20 protein-coding genes and 2 riboswitches are annotated in these 15,998 nt (G+C 37.4%); of the genes, 5 read left to right on the plus strand and 15 right to left on the minus strand.

Annotation, left to right across the window (positions count from 1 at the left end; all coding sequences use genetic code 11):
* Positions 1-147 precede the first annotated feature (147 nt).
* Entirely contained in the window at positions 148-1,350 is a 1,203-nt protein-coding gene (locus tag B9N79_RS21300; protein WP_019393379.1) for a MerR family transcriptional regulator, read from the plus strand.
* A 32-nt stretch (positions 1,351-1,382) separates the two neighbouring features.
* On the opposite strand, the gene B9N79_RS26805 is transcribed toward B9N79_RS21300, so the two are convergent.
* Positions 1,383-1,517: a hypothetical protein gene (locus B9N79_RS26805; protein ID WP_019393378.1), complete on the minus strand. Its 135-nt coding sequence runs from the start codon at positions 1,515-1,517 to the stop codon at positions 1,383-1,385.
* Between the two features lie 148 nt (positions 1,518-1,665).
* Positions 1,666-1,767: riboswitch (TPP riboswitch) on the plus strand.
* A gap of 83 nt (positions 1,768-1,850) precedes the next feature.
* Here B9N79_RS26805 and tenA point away from each other — a divergent pair.
* Complete coding sequence (gene tenA, locus B9N79_RS21305; RefSeq protein ID WP_046216850.1) at positions 1,851-2,540, plus strand: thiaminase II; 690 nt, start codon at positions 1,851-1,853, stop codon at positions 2,538-2,540.
* 27 nt (positions 2,541-2,567) lie between these two features.
* Here tenA and thiE read toward each other — a convergent pair whose 3' ends face one another.
* From thiE to thiW, 4 genes are read right to left on the minus strand one after another with little or no spacing between them, the layout of a single operon-like run.
* Positions 2,568-3,197 (minus strand): thiamine phosphate synthase, encoded by a 630-nt coding sequence (gene thiE, locus B9N79_RS21310; protein WP_085118915.1) that lies wholly within the window; start codon positions 3,195-3,197, stop codon positions 2,568-2,570.
* A complete protein-coding gene (gene thiM, locus B9N79_RS21315) occupies positions 3,172-3,996 on the minus strand; it encodes a hydroxyethylthiazole kinase (protein WP_085118918.1) in 825 nt (274 codons plus the stop codon). The genes thiE and thiM overlap by 26 nt, the downstream gene beginning before the upstream one ends.
* A complete protein-coding gene (gene thiD, locus B9N79_RS21320; RefSeq protein WP_019393374.1) occupies positions 3,996-4,811 on the minus strand; it encodes a bifunctional hydroxymethylpyrimidine kinase/phosphomethylpyrimidine kinase in 816 nt (271 codons plus the stop codon). The genes thiM and thiD overlap by 1 nt, the downstream gene beginning before the upstream one ends.
* Complete coding sequence (gene thiW, locus B9N79_RS21325; RefSeq protein WP_040058113.1) at positions 4,808-5,311, minus strand: energy coupling factor transporter S component ThiW; 504 nt, start codon at positions 5,309-5,311, stop codon at positions 4,808-4,810. The genes thiD and thiW overlap by 4 nt, the downstream gene beginning before the upstream one ends.
* An 84-nt stretch (positions 5,312-5,395) precedes the next feature.
* A riboswitch (TPP riboswitch) is annotated at positions 5,396-5,506 on the minus strand.
* A gap of 378 nt (positions 5,507-5,884) precedes the next feature.
* On the opposite strand from thiW, the gene B9N79_RS21330 reads away from it, so the two are divergent.
* Positions 5,885-6,775 carry an EamA family transporter gene (locus tag B9N79_RS21330; protein WP_182928741.1) on the plus strand — a complete coding sequence of 297 codons (891 nt, stop codon included), beginning with the start codon at positions 5,885-5,887 and terminating at the stop codon, positions 6,773-6,775.
* 385 nt (positions 6,776-7,160) lie between these two features.
* On the opposite strand, the gene B9N79_RS21335 is transcribed toward B9N79_RS21330, so the two are convergent.
* Genes B9N79_RS21335 through B9N79_RS21350 form a run of 4 tightly spaced genes read right to left on the minus strand, consistent with a single transcriptional unit; the run spans position 7,161 to position 8,929 of the window.
* The gene (locus tag B9N79_RS21335) at positions 7,161-7,409 is read right to left on the minus strand and encodes a YueH family protein (RefSeq protein ID WP_019393371.1); all 249 of its coding nucleotides are present in this window, start codon (positions 7,407-7,409) and stop codon (positions 7,161-7,163) included.
* Positions 7,410-7,469: 60 nt separating this feature from the next.
* Positions 7,470-8,039 (minus strand): SCO family protein, encoded by a 570-nt coding sequence (locus B9N79_RS21340; RefSeq protein ID WP_019393370.1) that lies wholly within the window; start codon positions 8,037-8,039, stop codon positions 7,470-7,472.
* Positions 8,040-8,435, minus strand: a complete 396-nt coding sequence (locus B9N79_RS21345; RefSeq protein ID WP_019393369.1) for a FixH family protein — start codon at positions 8,433-8,435, stop codon at positions 8,040-8,042.
* A 47-nt stretch (positions 8,436-8,482) separates the two neighbouring features.
* Positions 8,483-8,929 (minus strand): GNAT family N-acetyltransferase, encoded by a 447-nt coding sequence (locus B9N79_RS21350; protein WP_019393368.1) that lies wholly within the window; start codon positions 8,927-8,929, stop codon positions 8,483-8,485.
* Between the two features lie 155 nt (positions 8,930-9,084).
* Between B9N79_RS21350 and B9N79_RS21355 the strand changes: the two genes are divergently transcribed.
* Positions 9,085-9,648 (plus strand): GNAT family N-acetyltransferase, encoded by a 564-nt coding sequence (locus tag B9N79_RS21355; RefSeq protein WP_040058114.1) that lies wholly within the window; start codon positions 9,085-9,087, stop codon positions 9,646-9,648.
* A 14-nt stretch (positions 9,649-9,662) separates the two neighbouring features.
* Here the strand turns inward: B9N79_RS21355 and B9N79_RS21360 are convergent, their stop codons facing one another.
* The 3 genes from B9N79_RS21360 to B9N79_RS21370 are packed head-to-tail and all read right to left on the minus strand — an operon-like array spanning position 9,663 to position 11,897.
* On the minus strand, positions 9,663-10,406 hold the full coding sequence (locus B9N79_RS21360; RefSeq protein WP_019393366.1) for an amino acid ABC transporter ATP-binding protein: 744 nt from the start codon (positions 10,404-10,406) through the stop codon (positions 9,663-9,665).
* A 17-nt stretch (positions 10,407-10,423) separates the two neighbouring features.
* Positions 10,424-11,086 carry an amino acid ABC transporter permease gene (locus B9N79_RS21365; RefSeq protein ID WP_019393365.1) on the minus strand — a complete coding sequence of 221 codons (663 nt, stop codon included), beginning with the start codon at positions 11,084-11,086 and terminating at the stop codon, positions 10,424-10,426.
* A 34-nt stretch (positions 11,087-11,120) separates the two neighbouring features.
* A complete protein-coding gene (locus B9N79_RS21370; RefSeq protein ID WP_019393364.1) occupies positions 11,121-11,897 on the minus strand; it encodes a transporter substrate-binding domain-containing protein in 777 nt (258 codons plus the stop codon).
* 168 nt (positions 11,898-12,065) lie between these two features.
* On the opposite strand from B9N79_RS21370, the gene B9N79_RS21375 reads away from it, so the two are divergent.
* On the plus strand, positions 12,066-12,560 hold the full coding sequence (locus B9N79_RS21375; RefSeq protein WP_040058115.1) for a GNAT family N-acetyltransferase: 495 nt from the start codon (positions 12,066-12,068) through the stop codon (positions 12,558-12,560).
* Positions 12,561-12,570: 10 nt separating this feature from the next.
* Here the strand turns inward: B9N79_RS21375 and B9N79_RS21380 are convergent, their stop codons facing one another.
* The 3 genes from B9N79_RS21380 to B9N79_RS21390 all read right to left on the minus strand — a co-directional run.
* Positions 12,571-13,965, minus strand: a complete 1,395-nt coding sequence (locus B9N79_RS21380) for an alanine/glycine:cation symporter family protein (RefSeq protein ID WP_040058116.1) — start codon at positions 13,963-13,965, stop codon at positions 12,571-12,573.
* 114 nt (positions 13,966-14,079) lie between these two features.
* Positions 14,080-15,606, minus strand: coding sequence for a glycine betaine uptake BCCT transporter (locus B9N79_RS21385; RefSeq protein WP_040058117.1), 1,527 nt, complete (start codon positions 15,604-15,606; stop codon positions 14,080-14,082).
* A gap of 233 nt (positions 15,607-15,839) precedes the next feature.
* Positions 15,840-15,998, minus strand: a 159-nt coding sequence (locus B9N79_RS21390; protein WP_338090236.1) for a class II fructose-bisphosphate aldolase, incomplete at its 5' end; no start/stop codon positions are given.

Genomic DNA, 15,998 nt, shown 5'->3' on the forward strand with positions numbered 1-15,998 from the left:
TGACAACCTTTGTCTTTCAGCAGGAAAATGAGGCTTAATTGAAGGAATAGTGTATTAGTATAAAAAGACAATATGAAAACATAACGATACCAATAATGGATTTTTTAATAAAAACTGACGTAACCCGCTTGAGGAGGAGTGAGTAAAATGCAAACGTATACGACGAAAGAAGCTGCTAAAAAGGTCAATGTTCCGCCAAGAATTATTAAACAATGGGAAAAAGAACTCGATGGATTTTTTTACATTCCTCGCACAAAACAAGGTGCACGCATTTATACAGAAGAAGAGCTCCAAATGCTGAGAACGTTAAAAGATATGTACGGAAAGAAAACAAAAAAAGAAGAAATTAAGCTGTTTCTTAAAAAGGCGAAGCAGAAACCAGAATCCTCACAAAATAGTACTGAGCAGTCTAATGTCTTATCCTTTGCTAAACATAACAGTTCTCTTAATGAAAATAACAATGAAAAAAAACAAGCGCCGCCTCCTTCTTCTATCGATCAAAAAAAGCAGCAAAGAGTCGTTGAACAACGTATTAAAGCTGAACGTGAACGCCAGCGCCTTCAGCAGGAAGAGAAGAAAAAGAACGAGGAACGTTCTACAATATGCCCAGTAGACTCTACTCCTCAGCCTGTAAATCAAGTGAAAAGTGAATTGGTTGAAAAAGTCCAAACATACAAAGATGTATTTGAAGCTTTTGATACATTCAAACGCGAACTTTTAACAGAGGTCAGAAATGAAATTCGCGGTGAAGTGAGAAATGAAATTATTTCTGAAGTAAAAGAACAACTTCAACATAACAATGAGCAGACAGTCGAAGCAATTGAAGCGATTAATGCGGTTGTCTCTGAATCTGGTGAACAAACGTCGAAAGAAGTGCAGCGAGAGCTCAAACATGTTTCAAGCCGCTTAACAAAAATAAGTGAAGAAACAACTGAAGAAATGCAGGGATATGTTGAACAAGTTTCAGCAGAAGCATTAGACAGACAAGCTGAGCTCAAACATTGGCTTACAAATATTGAACAGTCATCGGGAAGTTCAATGGATGAGATGAAAAAAATGGTTCATGAGTTAGAAGAAAATTCAAAGTCGACAAGCTTTGAACTTCGCTCGTTTGCTCATGAGATGACGAAGCGTTCAGACTGGAAAGCAGATGAAATGAAAGATTTAATTGATTCTATTAAACGTGATAGAGCAGCATATGTAAATGAACTAAAGCATGACAGACAAATGCATCGTCAAGATATCGAAGAACGTGAACGTCTCTTCCACGACTTTGTTCATAATTTTAGACAAACAGCAGCAGCTGAAGAAGAAGAAAAAGTCAAATCATGGTGGAGGTTTTGGAAATAAAGGAAGAACGAGAGCCCATTTGGCTCTCGTTCTTAGCGTGGATTTGTTTTTTCTACAGATGTATGGGTGCTTTTAGGATTTTCATTTATTTCACGTGCAATTTCCATTTTATTTGTTTTGTTCACACTTTGTAAACCAGACTTTGTTTTTTGATTACGCTTTGTCATCGTCATTCTCCTCCTTTTATGCTGCTTTCCCTTTTAATATGGGCGAGAATACTCGCCTTCATAACCTAATTTGAAGCTTTACAAACATTTCCGAATAAGGGATATACAAAGATGGAAAAATCATGTTATACTAAGTGCAATTACATAGGAAGTCCACTAGGGGTGCCGTAATGGCTGAGATAAGAGCTTTCTTAATCCCTTTGAACCTGATCTGGTTTATACCAGCGTAGGAAAGTGGCAGCAGCGTTTTTTCGCTCGTTGTCCACTCTTTTTATGAAGAGTGGTTTTTTATTTCCTTTCCCTTTTGGCCTTCCACTATAAGGAGGAAAAATGATGTCTTTTAGTCAAGAACTTCGTCGCCTTGCAGCACCTGTTTATGAAGCAATTTTCAATCACCCTTTTGTGAAAGGAATTGGAGAAGGAAACGTTCCAAAAGACGCTCTTATTCACTACGTTTGTCAAGATTTCGAATATTTAACTTCTTTCTGTCGCGTATATGGCGTTGCTATTTCACGCTGTGAAAATCGTGAACAGATGGAACTTTTTAATGAACAAATCAATTTTGTGCTTCATAGTGAAGTTCATCCTCATCACAATTTTTGCGATGTTGCAGGAGTTAAATATGAAGATCTTCAAGCAAAACCACTAGCACCTGGTGCCCATCATTATATTAACCATATGACAACCGTTGCTCAAACAGGCTCGCTTGGAGAAATCATCGCTGTTCTTCTTCCATGCCCATGGACATACTTAGAAATTGGTCAAAAACTAATTGAGCAACACGATCCGACAGAAGATCATCCTTTCTATGAATGGATTATGTTTTATGGCAAAAAAGAAATGGACTCTGTAACACACAAGCTTTGCGCTCTCTTAGATCAGTGGGCAGAAGGCGCTTCAGAGCGTGAAAAAGAAAAAATGAAAGATCATTTCATCAAAAGCTGTGAGCTTGAGTATTTATTCTGGGATATGGCTTATCAAAAACAGCAGTGGCCAAGTGAAATGAGCCCTGTAGAAGCATAAAAAAAGAGAGACAGGTGTCTCTCTTTTTTATTGAATATTTAATTTCTCGTTTAATTCTTCCGCTGCTTTCTTCGGGTCTTGACTTTTTAAAATAGCTGACACAACAGCAGCTCCTCTAATACCTGTTCCATTTAATTTTTCAATGTTTCCAGCTGTAATTCCACCAATTGCAACAGCTGGAATACGCACGCTTCCCGTAATTTCAGTTAGCTCTTCTTTTGTGATTCCTTTTGCATCAAGTTTTGTGCTTGTCGGAAAAACTGCGCCAACTCCAATATAATCTGCTCCGTCCTCTACTGCTTTTTTTGCTTCTTGAACTGTTCGAACAGATACGCCAACAATCATATCTCCTACAAGAGAACGTACAACTTTTAGTGGCAAATCGTCTTGGCCAACGTGTACGCCAAAAGCCCCAACAGCAAGCGCTATATCTACCCTGTCATTAATAATGAGCGGAACGTGAAAACGATCAAGAAGCTGTTTAAGCCGGAGGGCACGCTCATAAAACTTTTTTCCGTCCGCTTCCTTTTCACGAAGCTGTACGAGCGTTACCCCTCCTTCGAGCGCTTTTTCCACTTTTGCTAAAAGCTCTTCTTCTGTTCCCTCAAACAAATCTGTAACAAGATACATTTTATAAGATAGGTTGTTTTGCTTCATACATTTTTACCTCTTTTTCCCATACTGTATTCGTAAGTGTTGATAGTTCGTCAAAAAGATTAATTTTAAAAGTGCCAACCCCTTCTCCTTCTTTAAGACGCTTTACGGCTCTTTCTCCAGCAAGTCCCATATACGAAATACCAGCAAGCGCTCCTTCTAACACACTCCTACTCGCTCCAACAAAACAGCCGATAATAGATGCTGTCATACATCCTGTCCCACTTACACGCGTTAACATCTGGTGACCATTCTCTACGTAGACGACACGTTCTCCGTCTGTAATAACGTCAATTTCTCCGCTTATGACAACAACAGTGTTATACTTTTTGGCCGTTTTTTTAGCAATTGTAGTTTTATCTTCGCCAACTTCCCCAGCATCAACACCTGAGGTTTTAGCTTCTACTCCAATAAGAGAGGCCACTTCAGAAACATTTCCTCTAATAACGGTTACCTTTACTTGCTCTAACAGCCACTGAACAGATTTCGTACGATATGTTGTAGCCCCAACTCCAACAGGATCAAAGACAACTGGAATGTCTTTTTCATTTGCTTTTCTCATTGCTTTTTCCATCGCAACAAGAGAATCTTTTTTGATTGTCCCAAAATTAATAACAAGTGCAGAAGAAATAGACGTCATTTCTTCTACTTCTTCAATAGCATCTGCCATAACGGGCGAACCGCCAGCAGCGAGTGTTGCATTCGCACAATCATTAATTGTCACAGCATTTGTAATATGATGAACAAGAGGATTTTTTTCTCTTGTTTCCTTTAACAACTCACTAATTTTTTGTTTCATCATTAGACTCTCTCCTCTTTATAGACGCCCGCTTTTTCGTAAAGATCATAAAAATGATGAGTTGGGCCATGTCCGCTTCCGATGTTTAAGCTATTCTTAATAGCGCCTGTAATATATTCTTTTGCTTGTTTTACTGCATCTTCAAGGGCTAATCCTCGTGCTAATCCCGCTGAGATGGCAGCTGAAAGCGTGCAACCTGTGCCATGCGTGTTTTTTGTTTGAATTCTCTTTCCATAAAAATGTGTGAACATTTCTCCATTAAAAAGAACATCTGTTGGTTCTTCTTCTAAATGTCCGCCCTTCATTAAAATGGCTGATGGACCTTCCTTTATTAAAAGACGTGCCGCATCTTCCATCTCCTCGATTGTCTTAATCTCTGCTCCTGTAAGTTTGCATGCTTCAGGAACGTTCGGTGTTACAACTGACGCAAGAGGCAATAGTTCTTCTTTTAATGCCTCAACAGCTTCTGGGTGAAGCAAGTCATAGCCGCTTTTTGAAATCATCACAGGATCCAATACAATATACGGAGCATTGTATTCCTTCAGTTTTTTAGCAACTACTTTAATTGTTTCAACTGTTGAGAGCATTCCAATTTTCACACTATCAACTTTAATATCTGTAAAAATAGCATCAAGCTGATCTTCAATAATGTTTGGCGAAATATCTTGCACAGAAAGAACACCTCTCGTATTTTGAGCGGTAACAGCAGTAATAACGCTCATCCCGTACGTCCCAAGTGCTGAGAAAGTTTTTAAATCTGCTTGAATGCCTGCTCCTCCTGAACTGTCCGAGCCTGCGATTGTTAAAGATGTTTTCATGAATTTAGCCTCCTTAAATTTTCAATTCCATTTCGTTTTATAAGTACACGCAAAAAGATATAGCCAAGTAATGCCCCACCAAACGAGCTCATAATAAATGATGGAACAAAAGCAAAGAGAGCGACATTTTTCCCTAAGAAAAGGAGGGCAAAAGGATACGCTATTATGGCCCCGATAATCCCTGTTCCAACGACTTCTCCTAACGCAGTGAGCGCCATGTTCTTCGTTTTCTGATACAAAAACGCTGCTAAAAAGGCCCCAATCATACTTCCTGGGAAAGCAAGAATTGAACCTGTCCCAAACAAGTTACGTAAAAGCGATGTTCCAAACGCACATAAAACAGCGTAAAAAGGGCCTAACAATACAGCAGAAAGCACGTTAATCACGTGCTGTAACGGAAATATCTTTGCAAACCCAAGCGGAATGTAAAAAAGATGACTTGTTAACGTTCCAATTGCCATTAAAAGGGCTGTTGCTGATAGCTTCGTTGTTTTACGCAAAAAAAGCTCCTCCTATGAGCACTAGGAGAAGCTTGTTATGTAAGTAAAGAGTACAACTTAAAAAGCCGATTTGTACACTTCAATTAATATCGTAACGCGACTTCCCTACGCTAGTTTTAACTAGTTCAGGTTTGAAGGGTCAAAGACAAAAGGTCTTACTCTCAGCCGGCTTCTCCAGCTCCCCTAGTGCAGAATACTTATGAATTTTTCTCTATTATATCAATTTTCGACAAAGTTGCAAAGGTAAAACGTTCAAAGGCTATACTGATAATTTGGGATAGATCTAAAAATATGGTAACCGCTCACGCTTACCCCCATCATTCCTCCACCAAGAAAAATGGTGTTACCACAAAAAAGTCAGTTTCCTACTTTATTTAGACAAGGCCTACTCATTGTTATATTTTTAGCTTGATGGATACACCCGAAAATTTTATAATATAAGTTATTGAATAATTAAAAGCTGTAAACATCAATTTACAGCAGGTGGATTTTTATGTAATATTGCTTTACTTTTCGCCACCCATCTCTTTTTAGAGATGGGTGGCTTTATTTTGTTGTATGGAGGGTTTAATAATGAAGATTTGGAGCTATGCATTACTTGTCTTTTTAGGTGGCTGTTCTTATGGAGTCGTATCAACGTTTGTTAAAATAGGCTACAGTCAAGGATTTAAACTAAGTGAAATAACAGGATCTCAATATTTACTTGGATCTATCATGTTGTGGATCATTTCAATTTTTGTGCCAAAAGTACGTTTAAAAGGTAAACAGTGGCTAACTTTGATTCTAAGTGGTATACCAATGGGCTTAACTGGGATTTTTTACAACCAAACTCTTAATTATGTAAATGCCTCGTTTGCCATTATACTTCTCCTGCAATTCACATGGATAAGTATAATTTTACAATATCTTTTTGATAAGAAAGTACCCACTCGCACAAACTTAATTGCAACAGGAATTATCCTTTTCGGTTCTCTCCTTGCTTCTGGCTTCTTGAAGAGTGAGATTGCTTTTTCACTTACCGGCATCAGCTTTGGGTTGCTTGCTGCTTTATCATTTGCTCTTTTTATTTTTCTAAGTGGACGTACAAGTATACCTATTCATCCAATTTATAAAAGTGCAATTATGACAACTGGAGCGGCATTGACTATATTTGTTTTGTTGCCGCCTGTATTTCTTGTAAACGATTCGCTTACAAATGGACTGTGGATATACGGTCTTCTCACCGGATTCTTTGGTTCAGTCATTCCCCCTATTTTATTTAATATTGGTATGCCTAAAGTAGGCGGAAGCTTAGGAACCATTCTAAGTGCCTCAGAGCTACCAACGGCTGTAACGATGTCTACCATTGTTCTGCATGAAACGGTGACCTTATTCCAATGGATTGGTGTAGTTATCATTCTGGCAGGAATTGCTTACCCAAATATCAAAATCCGTCAAACTTACTCCCTTGACAAAGGACATTGAATATTTGAAGCAAACTATTATACAAACTAAACTGCCCCTTTATTGTTCGACAACAATAAAGGGGCAGTTTAATTATTCCTCTTTTAAATTATAAGTAAGCCTCAGTATAAGGCATTATAATGCCGTTTACCGTTATTCATTAATTTCTTTTAAAACACTAATGTCCCCTCATTTAATAAAGAAGAAATATCGTATTAAACATGCTATCGTTCTGGTTCTGATACAAACCATTTCTTAAAGGACCTTGTTGTTTAAATTCTAATCTAGTTAACCCATTACTTCTATTGTTCTGAAACTAGATCGTTATCTAAGTAATTAGAGAGGTGAAAGCGGGGCAAATGCCTATTAACCACTCTCCCCCTTCTCTCAATGATTTACCCACTTGCTACATTTCACGAACCCAATAATTTATTTTAGCCGTCATTTCACGACCAACTTCTTCATTTGTACGCTCTTTCAACGAGGTGAACACACGCATTTTCATTTCTTCAATCTCTTCTCCATAGGAAACAACTGTTGACCATTCCAAATCAGGAATTGCAATAAGAGTTGTTTCTTCTTTTTTGTTTTCATGAAGGTATACTTGTCCAACTTTTCTTCCTTCATAGTCAATGTTTGCCATTCTAATTTTCATGCTAATCCCTACTTTCTTTCGCTTTCACCATACAACTATACCGTCAAAAAGGATGATTGACTAGTTCTTTTCCTCCGCTTTTTCGGCTTCTTTTAAAATATCATTGTAAGGAGGGTTCTTCACTCCTTCAAACGTTTCTACTATCTCTCCTTCTTTGTCTACAAGATAAAAAGATGTAGAATGAAGAACTTGATCGCTTTCTTCAGGTTTTTTAACAATAGCTGAAAAGTTTTCTTTAGCAAATGTCTCAATTTCCTCTTGCTTATATCCCGTTAACACGTTCCAGTTTGAGAAATCACCCCCGTGATATGCAACATATTCTTTTAACTTTTCAGGTGTATCAACTTCCGGATCAACGCTAAAAGAAATGAATTGGACGTTAATTCCTTGTTTCGCAGCTCGCTCTTGGAGTTTTTTCATATTGGCCGTCATTGGAGAACAAACAGTGCGACAGTTCGTAAACATAAAGTCCGCAATCCATACTTTTCCTTCTAGCTCTTCGGACGAAAATGTTTGATTTTCCTGATTTTGAAATGAAAAAGAGATGCCTTCTTCCTTTGAACAACCGAAGAGGAAGAAAAGCATCAAAGCTGTTAAAGCTGCTTTACCTAAAGTTTTCACATCATTCACCTATTTCTCTCCTATGACTTTAACCTCTTTTTCAGGCATAACATGCTGAGAATGAGCAAGAACATGTACTTGCACAACATATGTCCCCTCTTTTTCAAAACGGTGCTTGATTGTATATACCCCGTTCTCCTCTTTCTCCGCTTTTATCATTTCTCCTTCTTTGTCACTGTTCACTTCCTTGAACTCGAAATCGACAGTATCTGCTTTTTTTACTTTTTCGTCTCCATATGTAACAGTTGCTTCATACAACACATCTTCATTTTGTTGAACAGTTGACGGAACATCTAACTCTACTTTAAGTTCCTCTATCTCATCATTTGATGTATTCTCCCCACTTGTTTCACTACTGCAACCAGCCATAAATGCGAGTGCTAAAACGAACAAAATCTTTTTCATCTTCTCCCTCCTCATTTTATTAGTTCTGTTTTTTTAAAAAATCTCCTTTAAAAGTGGAAAAGGTGCTTTGTTAATGTGATTCTATCCTTTTTTACATCATATTCATGTTTCTCATAAAACTTCTTTGCTCTGCCATTTGTTGATGTGTGTAAATCAATTTTATTTCCTCCGCTCTTTACAACTTCCTCTTCTAACAACTGCAGCATAGTTGATCCATAACCTCTACCACTTTTCGCTACAGACACACAAAGCTCAGCTAAATAGAATGTTCTGCCTGCATATGTTCGTTTAAAGTTGCCTGCTGCTAGCCCAACAGCCTCTCCTTCTTCTTCAAATAAGAATCCTAACATTTGGGGAGTATGTAATAAATCAGTAAGCCTTTCCTTTGCCGCTTCATATGACCAATTCTCATTCCATGGAGGTTGTTTAAATACTTCTCTGTAAAGTTCAATACATTTTTCTAAATTACTAGTTGATATGTTTGTCTTCTTCATATGCTCGCTCCTCACTTCAATATATTGTAAAAATCTATTTTTATGAAATTACATTTCTTTTATTATAACGAAAAAAAGTTTCTCTTTCTTACTTCAAAAAAATGGTGTAAAATAATATTCATTTCAAGAAAATTCTAACAAAGAGAGATGAGAACATGTTTCCTTATAAGATTAATGATCATATTACACTAAGACTTGTAACAGAAAACGATAGTGAAGCTCTTTTTTCACTTGTAACAAAGGAACGGCAACATTTAAGAAAATGGCTTCCATGGGTTGATTCAACAACTCTTAGTACGTATAGTGAACTAATCCCAATATGGATCAAACAATATGAAGAAAAAGCAGGCTTGCAAGCTGCTATTTTATATGACAACGTCATTATCGGCATGATTGGACTTCACTCTATTCAATGGCAAAACTCCCAAACAAGCATTGGGTACTGGCTTTCTGAGCGTTATGAAGGAAAAGGTATTATGACAAAATGTGTAGAAGCTCTCCTACATTATACTTTTCACGAAAATGGGTTAGAAAGAGTAGAAATTCGCTGTGGCCAAGGTAATGTAAAAAGTAATCGAATTCCGATTAAGCTAGGCTTTACCCATGAAGGAACTGCTCGTCATGCTGAGTTTTTATATGATCACTATCATGACTTAGAAGTATATAGCTTACTGCATGAAGAGTGGAAAAGCCTTCACATAGAAAAAACGCCTCTTTAAAAAGAGGCGTTTTCTTATCTAAGCACTGTATTGAAAAATTCTTTTGTTCTTTCTTCTTTTGGTTCATGAAATATTTCATGCGGATGACCAACTTCGACAATCTTTCCATCATGCATATATATAACCCAATCACAAACTTCACGTGCAAAGCCCATTTCATGCGTGACAACGACCATTGTCATTCCTTCTGCGGCTAGTTCTTTCATTGTTGCTAGAACCTCCCCAACAAGCTCTGGATCAAGTGCTGAAGTAGGCTCATCAAAAAGCATAATGTCAGGCTTCATGGCGAGTGCCCTTGCGATAGCAACCCGCTGTTTTTGCCCACCTGACAGTTTGTTTGGATACACATTTTCCTTATCAGCTAAGCCCACTTTCTGTAAAAGCTCTCTTGCTTCTTGCACTGCCTGCACTTTATTTATCTTTCGAACGTGAATGGGCGCTTCTGTAATGTTTTGTAAAACAGTTTTATGCGGAAACAGATTAAAGTGCTGAAAAACCATCCCAACTCTCTGTCTAATTTCATTAATATTATGAGTTGAGCGTTCAATTTTTTCATCCTCAATCCAAATATGACCGCTATCTTTTTCTTCTAAAAAGTTTAAACAACGAAGCAGAGTACTTTTTCCAGAGCCGCTTGCACCTATTAAGCAAACGACATCACTTTCTTTTACAACCATATTAATGTCTTTTAATACGTGCAGATCTCCAAAAGACTTGTTCAGATTTTCAAGCTTAATCATCGTGCGTTTCTCATCCATGTTTCGCTCTCCTCCCTTTAATCACTTGTTCGTAGTTTTCTTTCGAGTAAGTTAACAGCAACAGTTAGAAGAAGAACAAGAATCAAGTAGTAAATCGCCACAATTAAAAGGTATGTCATTTCATCAAAGTTGTTTGATCCATATGTTGTCGCAATGTTAAAGAGCTCATTCATTGAAATGAAAGCAGCTAGTGATGAATCTTTTAAACCGATAATAAATTGATTCCCAAGCGGCGGCAATGCTCGTCTAAACGCCTGAGGAAGGATAATACGCCTCATTGTAAGCCCTGCTGTCATGCCGAGAGAGCGCCCTGCTTCTGCCTGTCCTTTTTCAATAGACTGAATGGAGCCGCGAAAGATTTCTGCGATATAAGCGCCGTTATGAACAGCAAGAGCGATAGAAGCAGCCCAAAAGTCTGGAATAAGAAAAATATTGCTCATCCCGAAATATAAAATAAAGATTTGGACAATAAGGGGAGTCCCACGAATTAAGTAAACATAAATATCAGAGAGCCATCCGAGCGGCTTAACGCCTGAAATTTTCAAAAGAGCAAAGACGAGACCAATCACAACTCCAAGTAGAATTGAAACTACTGTTAGCTGTAGTGTTACAACCATAGCATCAAAAAAAATTGACCTTGTATCAATTAGCGTTGTCCAAAAATGCGAAAATGTTGGCACTCTCTTTCCTCCTCTTTATAGAATATTTAATGTTTTATTCTGGTTTTACCGTAATATCTTCCTTAAAATATTTCTCACTAATCTTTTTCAATGTTCCATCTTCACGCAGTTTTTCGAGCGCACCATTAATATCTTCTAAAAGCTGTTCATTTTCTTTCGAAACGGCAATAGCTTGCTCACTTCTTCCTAAAAGCTCTTTTGCTTGAATTTTAAATCCTTCTCCAATAGCTTCTTTTCCGGTTACAAAATCGGTAATCACAGCATCATGACGACCTTCTGCAAGAGCTTTTAAAGCTGTAATATCACTGTCATATGTTTTAACTTTATTTGTGTACTTTTTTGCTTCATCGGCATATGTAGAACCTTTTGAAACAGCAACTTCTTTATCTTTTAAATCTGCCGATGTCTCAATGTCACTGTCAGCACGTGTGAAAATTTGTGGTCCTGAATAGTAATATGGAGTTGAAAAGGCAACATGTTTGCTTCGTGCTTCATTGACAGTATGACTTGCAACAGCTGCATCAAACCGTCCTGTTTTCACGCCTTCAATAATACTTTTAAACTTCATCTTCTCTGGCTGAGCTTCAAGCCCTAACTCTTTTGCAACGGCTTCTCCAACTTCAACATCAAAACCCGTTACTTCTCCGTCTTTCATATAGCTAAACGGTTTAAATTCCCCTGAAGCTACAAATGTGAAAGTCCCTTCTTTCACAAGTTTTGCTCCACTTTTGGTTTCAGTTTTACTCGCACCACAGGCAGCGAGTATCGTAATAGCAAGGATGGTAACAAATGATAATAAAAGCTTTTTCATTTTTATCTCTCCCTTACATTTTATAGAACTGCTCACAAAGAACAGTTTACTTGTATAAGGATAACAAATAATTTGAAATTTTACAAAATTGAGAAAATAATACTACACATTCTCTTATATAAATCATAAATGATGTCTATTATGATAAAAGAAAAGGAGATGAAATGAATGAAGCTACCTAAAGAAACAACGCGCCTTTATTTTCAGCCCATTACAACAAAGCATAGATCCTTTTTAGATGTTCTATTTAAAAGATCTATGCTTCCGCTTGTTAATCAAAATCACTCGATTGAACAATGTATGAACCATATTCGCAATCAATATATAACGTTTAAAGTCGGCCTTTGGGCTGTCCATCAAAAAACAGATCACAAAGCCGTTGGGGTAGCAGGACTTCTGTTAAATAAAATAAATCATAACACTGTAATTGAACTTGGTTATGCTATTCATCCGGACTATCAAGGAGATGGGTATGCAACAGAAGCCGCAAGATCATGCTGTTCTTTCGGTTTTTATGTCCATCACTTCCCAAAAATCTATGCTCGTACTCATCCTGACAATAAACGCTCTATCTCTGTTTTACAAAACCTAGACTTTCAGTGCAGACAAGAAATAAGAGGTGCTGAACCTTCTCTTCTTTTTGAAAGTACATCTATCATGTAGCAATCATATATCAAAGAGATGAGTTTACGTTTTTGTCTTTTTTAATATCTAATAAATAATATTGTTCACTTGTAAAAAATTCTTCTTTTAGCTCCTTTACCTTTTTACTTAGTAGTACAATAGCGAGTAAATTTGGCAACAAAATAGAGGCAAGCGCAATATCAAGAAAGCTCCATATTACTTTGGCTCCGCCAACAGAGCCTACAATAATAGCCCCTAAGTATATAACCTTCATTACATGCCCCATTTTCACGCCAAATAAAAATTCTGCTTGCTTTACACCATAAAACACTAAAACAAGTGCCGTTGATAAGACAAAGAAACAGAGAGAAATCGTGACAATATAACTTCCGACTGTGCCGAATGTTTCAGTAAATGCAACTGTTGCCAAAGCATCCGTATCTTTGGAAGCGCCCATTTTTGTCCATACCCCTGTAGATAAAATCACAAATGCTGTAGCTGTGCAAACTACAATTGTATCAACAAAAATACCGACAATAGCCCAAAATCCTTGTCTTACCGGATGATCCGTTTTCGCAGCTGCATGTGCAATAGGAGCTGTTCCAAAACCAGCTTCATTTGAATAGAGACCTCTAGCAAAGCCCCATCTAATAATGTCACTTAGAGCTGCTCCCGCAAACCCACCTACAGCTGCCACCGGTTGAAAAGCGGAAGAAAAAATAAGTGACAAGACATTTGGAAACTGGTCAATATGAATAATAACAACCAAAAGAGCTGCCCCAACATAAAGTAAGGCCATAAAAGGAACAAACAGCTCTGTTGTTTTTCCTACTCTCTTAATTCCTCCAATTACAATCAAACCAATAATTACACTTGTGATAATTCCTGTAATAAGCGGGGAGACAGAAAACGTCTGAGCAACAGATCCAGCTAGCGAATTTCCCTGTACCATTAGACTTGGAATAACTTCAATCATTAGAGCAAAAGCAAAAAAGATACCAAGCCATTTCATTTTTAGTCCTTTTGTTATGTAATACATTGGGCCACCTACATACTCACCTTCACGGTTCTTTTCTCGATAATGCACAGCAAGTACGCTCTCTGAAAACTTAAGTGCCATTCCAAAAATGGCAATCACCCACATCCAAAAAACAGCACCAGGTCCCCCAAACATAATAGCCGCTGGAACCCCAACAATATTAGCAGCTCCAATTGTTGAAGAGAGAGCAGACGTTAAAGCTTGTAAGGGCGTTACCGTTCCTTCTCCCTTTGGTTTTTTAAATACGCTTCCAAATGTTTGTTTCATAATGTAGAGGGGATATCTAAATTGAAAGAACTTCAAGAGTACTGTCATATAAAGGCCGACAGCAGTTAATGTAATGATAAGAGGCAATCCCCATATCCAATCAGATACTTTTTGAACAACGTTCAGAAATTTATCCATCTTTGTCCTCCTTTTTTTATTCTCAAAATGTCTTTTCCCCTAGGCTTTTTTGTTTAAACTACATAAAAAAACCTCTTATAGAAGTAGCCACTCCTGTAAGAGGTTTTCTTTGCATTATGATACTTTTTTCGTTTTATTACCTTTTTTCACTTGCTTATAATCTTTACCTAGTGCTTTAATAAGCGAAGCTGTCATCATAATCATAATAATCGAGAACGGGAATGCTGCGAGAATCAGCATGTTCTGTAAGTTAGTTAACGCTGTTTCTCCTCCAGAATAAAGAAGTACAAGCGCTACTGCTGCTTGTAAAAAGCCCCATGTTAATTTTACATTACCACTTGGATTTAATGATCCATTTGTTGATTGCATACCTAGTACAAATGTTGCAGAATCGGCAGATGTAATAAAGAATGTTCCGATTAAGCAGAGTCCAATAATAATGGCAATTGTCCCCAATGGGAATTGTTGTAGAGTTCCAAAAAGAACATTTTCAGTTGGAAGGTTTTGTAAAGAAGCTAACCCCTTTTGTTGCACATCAATCGCACTTGTACCAAATACAGCAAACCAGAGCATGCTGACAATAGCAGGTACAAATAGAACTCCAAATACAAATTCACGAATGGAACGACCTTTTGATACACGTGCGATAAATAATCCAACAAACGGACTCCATGCAATCCACCAAGCCCAGTAATAAATTGTCCATGAATCAATCCATCCGCGATTTTCTTCATTTAAAGGCGACAATCTAAAGCTCATCTGTGGCAGATTCTGAATATAAGAACCTAACGTGTCTACAAACATGTTTAAAATATAAACTGTTGGTCCTAAGAAAAGTACTACTAAAAGTAAAAGAGTAGCTAATCCTAAGTTAGCATTACTTAAAATCTTGATTCCTTTACTTAAACCACTCCATGCTGAAATCATGAATAAAATGGTAACAATCACAATAATAATAACTTGGGTTCCAAAGCTCTTAGAAATTCCTGTTAAGAATGACAGTCCCCCATTAATTTGGATAGCACCTAACCCTAAAGTTGTGGCTACCCCTACAACTGTAGCAAAAATAGCAATAACGTCAATGATTTTACCAATTGGTCCTTCTGCCTTTTTACCTAGAATTGGAGATAAGGTAGCACTAATGAGACCTGGTTTACCGTGACGGAATTTAAAATAAGCAAGAGCTAATGCTACAATACCATAAATTCCCCAAGCGTGAAGACCCCAGTGGAAAAATGTATAGCGTAATGCATCACGTGCTGCTTCACTTGTTCCTGTTTCTGCTCCTTCTGGTGTGCTTGTCATAAAGTGACTAATTGGTTCTGCTGCACCCCAGAAAACAAGTCCTGTTCCCATCCCAGCACTAAATAACATGGCGAACCATGTTGGAGTACTGTAATCTGGTTTACTATCTGGACTCCCTAACTTAATTTTACCGTATTTACTCATCCCTAATGCAATACAAATAATTAAAAACAGGGATACAATCAACAGATAATACCATCCAAAATCAGAAGTAAGGAAAGAACGAGCATTCCCTATAATGCTTCCAAAGTTATCAGGCGCTACTGCTCCCCATATGACTACAGCCAGTGTAACAAATACTGACCACCAAAAAACGCCAGTGACTTTATTATTCATATATTAATTCTACACCTTCCTATTTGTTTTTCGCCTCTCTTATTTTCCACCTTTCACTCTAATCTAAACCTTTTTTCCTATTGTATTTTCTCACCTCTCTAACCAATATTGAGTAAAAAATAAAAAAGCATTTGACGGGTCAAATGCTTTTTTGTTTTTATTTTCAAGGCGATAAAATTACTTTAGTATTATATACTAAAAAATCAGATTTGTAAAACTATATGCTCTTGAAATTACGCTTTGTTTGAAGAACCAAACTCACGCATTTTACCGATAACTGTTGCTTTGATTGCTTCGCGAGCTGGTCCTAGGTATTTACGTGGATCATATACTTCAGCATCTGCTGCTAGTACTTCACGAACAGCTTTTGCAGAAGAAATTTGGTTTTCTGT

The organism is Priestia filamentosa (assembly GCF_900177535.1).
In the GTDB taxonomy this organism is placed as follows: domain Bacteria; phylum Bacillota; class Bacilli; order Bacillales; family Bacillaceae_H; genus Bacillus_I; species Bacillus_I filamentosa.

Excerpts from the sequence above, each read along its gene's own strand:
- B9N79_RS21350 (WP_019393368.1), bottom strand. The coding sequence starts at position 8,929 with ATGAAGAAGACAAACATATCAACTAGTAATTTAGAAAAATGTATTGAA.
- thiM (WP_085118918.1), bottom strand. The coding sequence starts at position 3,996 with ATGATGAAACAAAAAATTAGTGAGTTGTTAAAGGAAACAAGAGAAAAA.
- B9N79_RS21355 (WP_040058114.1), top strand. The coding sequence starts at position 9,085 with ATGTTTCCTTATAAGATTAATGATCATATTACACTAAGACTTGTAACA.
- B9N79_RS21385 (WP_040058117.1), bottom strand. The coding sequence starts at position 15,606 with ATGAATAATAAAGTCACTGGCGTTTTTTGGTGGTCAGTATTTGTTACA.
- B9N79_RS21375 (WP_040058115.1), top strand. The coding sequence starts at position 12,066 with ATGAAGCTACCTAAAGAAACAACGCGCCTTTATTTTCAGCCCATTACA.
- B9N79_RS21335 (WP_019393371.1), bottom strand. The coding sequence starts at position 7,409 with ATGAAAATTAGAATGGCAAACATTGACTATGAAGGAAGAAAAGTTGGA.
- B9N79_RS26805 (WP_019393378.1), bottom strand. The coding sequence starts at position 1,517 with ATGACAAAGCGTAATCAAAAAACAAAGTCTGGTTTACAAAGTGTGAAC.
- B9N79_RS21370 (WP_019393364.1), bottom strand. The coding sequence starts at position 11,897 with ATGAAAAAGCTTTTATTATCATTTGTTACCATCCTTGCTATTACGATA.
- thiE (WP_085118915.1), bottom strand. The coding sequence starts at position 3,197 with ATGAAGCAAAACAACCTATCTTATAAAATGTATCTTGTTACAGATTTG.
- B9N79_RS21330 (WP_182928741.1), top strand. The coding sequence starts at position 5,885 with ATGAAGATTTGGAGCTATGCATTACTTGTCTTTTTAGGTGGCTGTTCT.
- B9N79_RS21360 (WP_019393366.1), bottom strand. The coding sequence starts at position 10,406 with ATGGATGAGAAACGCACGATGATTAAGCTTGAAAATCTGAACAAGTCT.
- B9N79_RS21300 (WP_019393379.1), top strand. The coding sequence starts at position 148 with ATGCAAACGTATACGACGAAAGAAGCTGCTAAAAAGGTCAATGTTCCG.
- B9N79_RS21380 (WP_040058116.1), bottom strand. The coding sequence starts at position 13,965 with ATGGATAAATTTCTGAACGTTGTTCAAAAAGTATCTGATTGGATATGG.
- B9N79_RS21345 (WP_019393369.1), bottom strand. The coding sequence starts at position 8,435 with ATGAAAAAGATTTTGTTCGTTTTAGCACTCGCATTTATGGCTGGTTGC.
- thiD (WP_019393374.1), bottom strand. The coding sequence starts at position 4,811 with ATGAAAACATCTTTAACAATCGCAGGCTCGGACAGTTCAGGAGGAGCA.
- tenA (WP_046216850.1), top strand. The coding sequence starts at position 1,851 with ATGTCTTTTAGTCAAGAACTTCGTCGCCTTGCAGCACCTGTTTATGAA.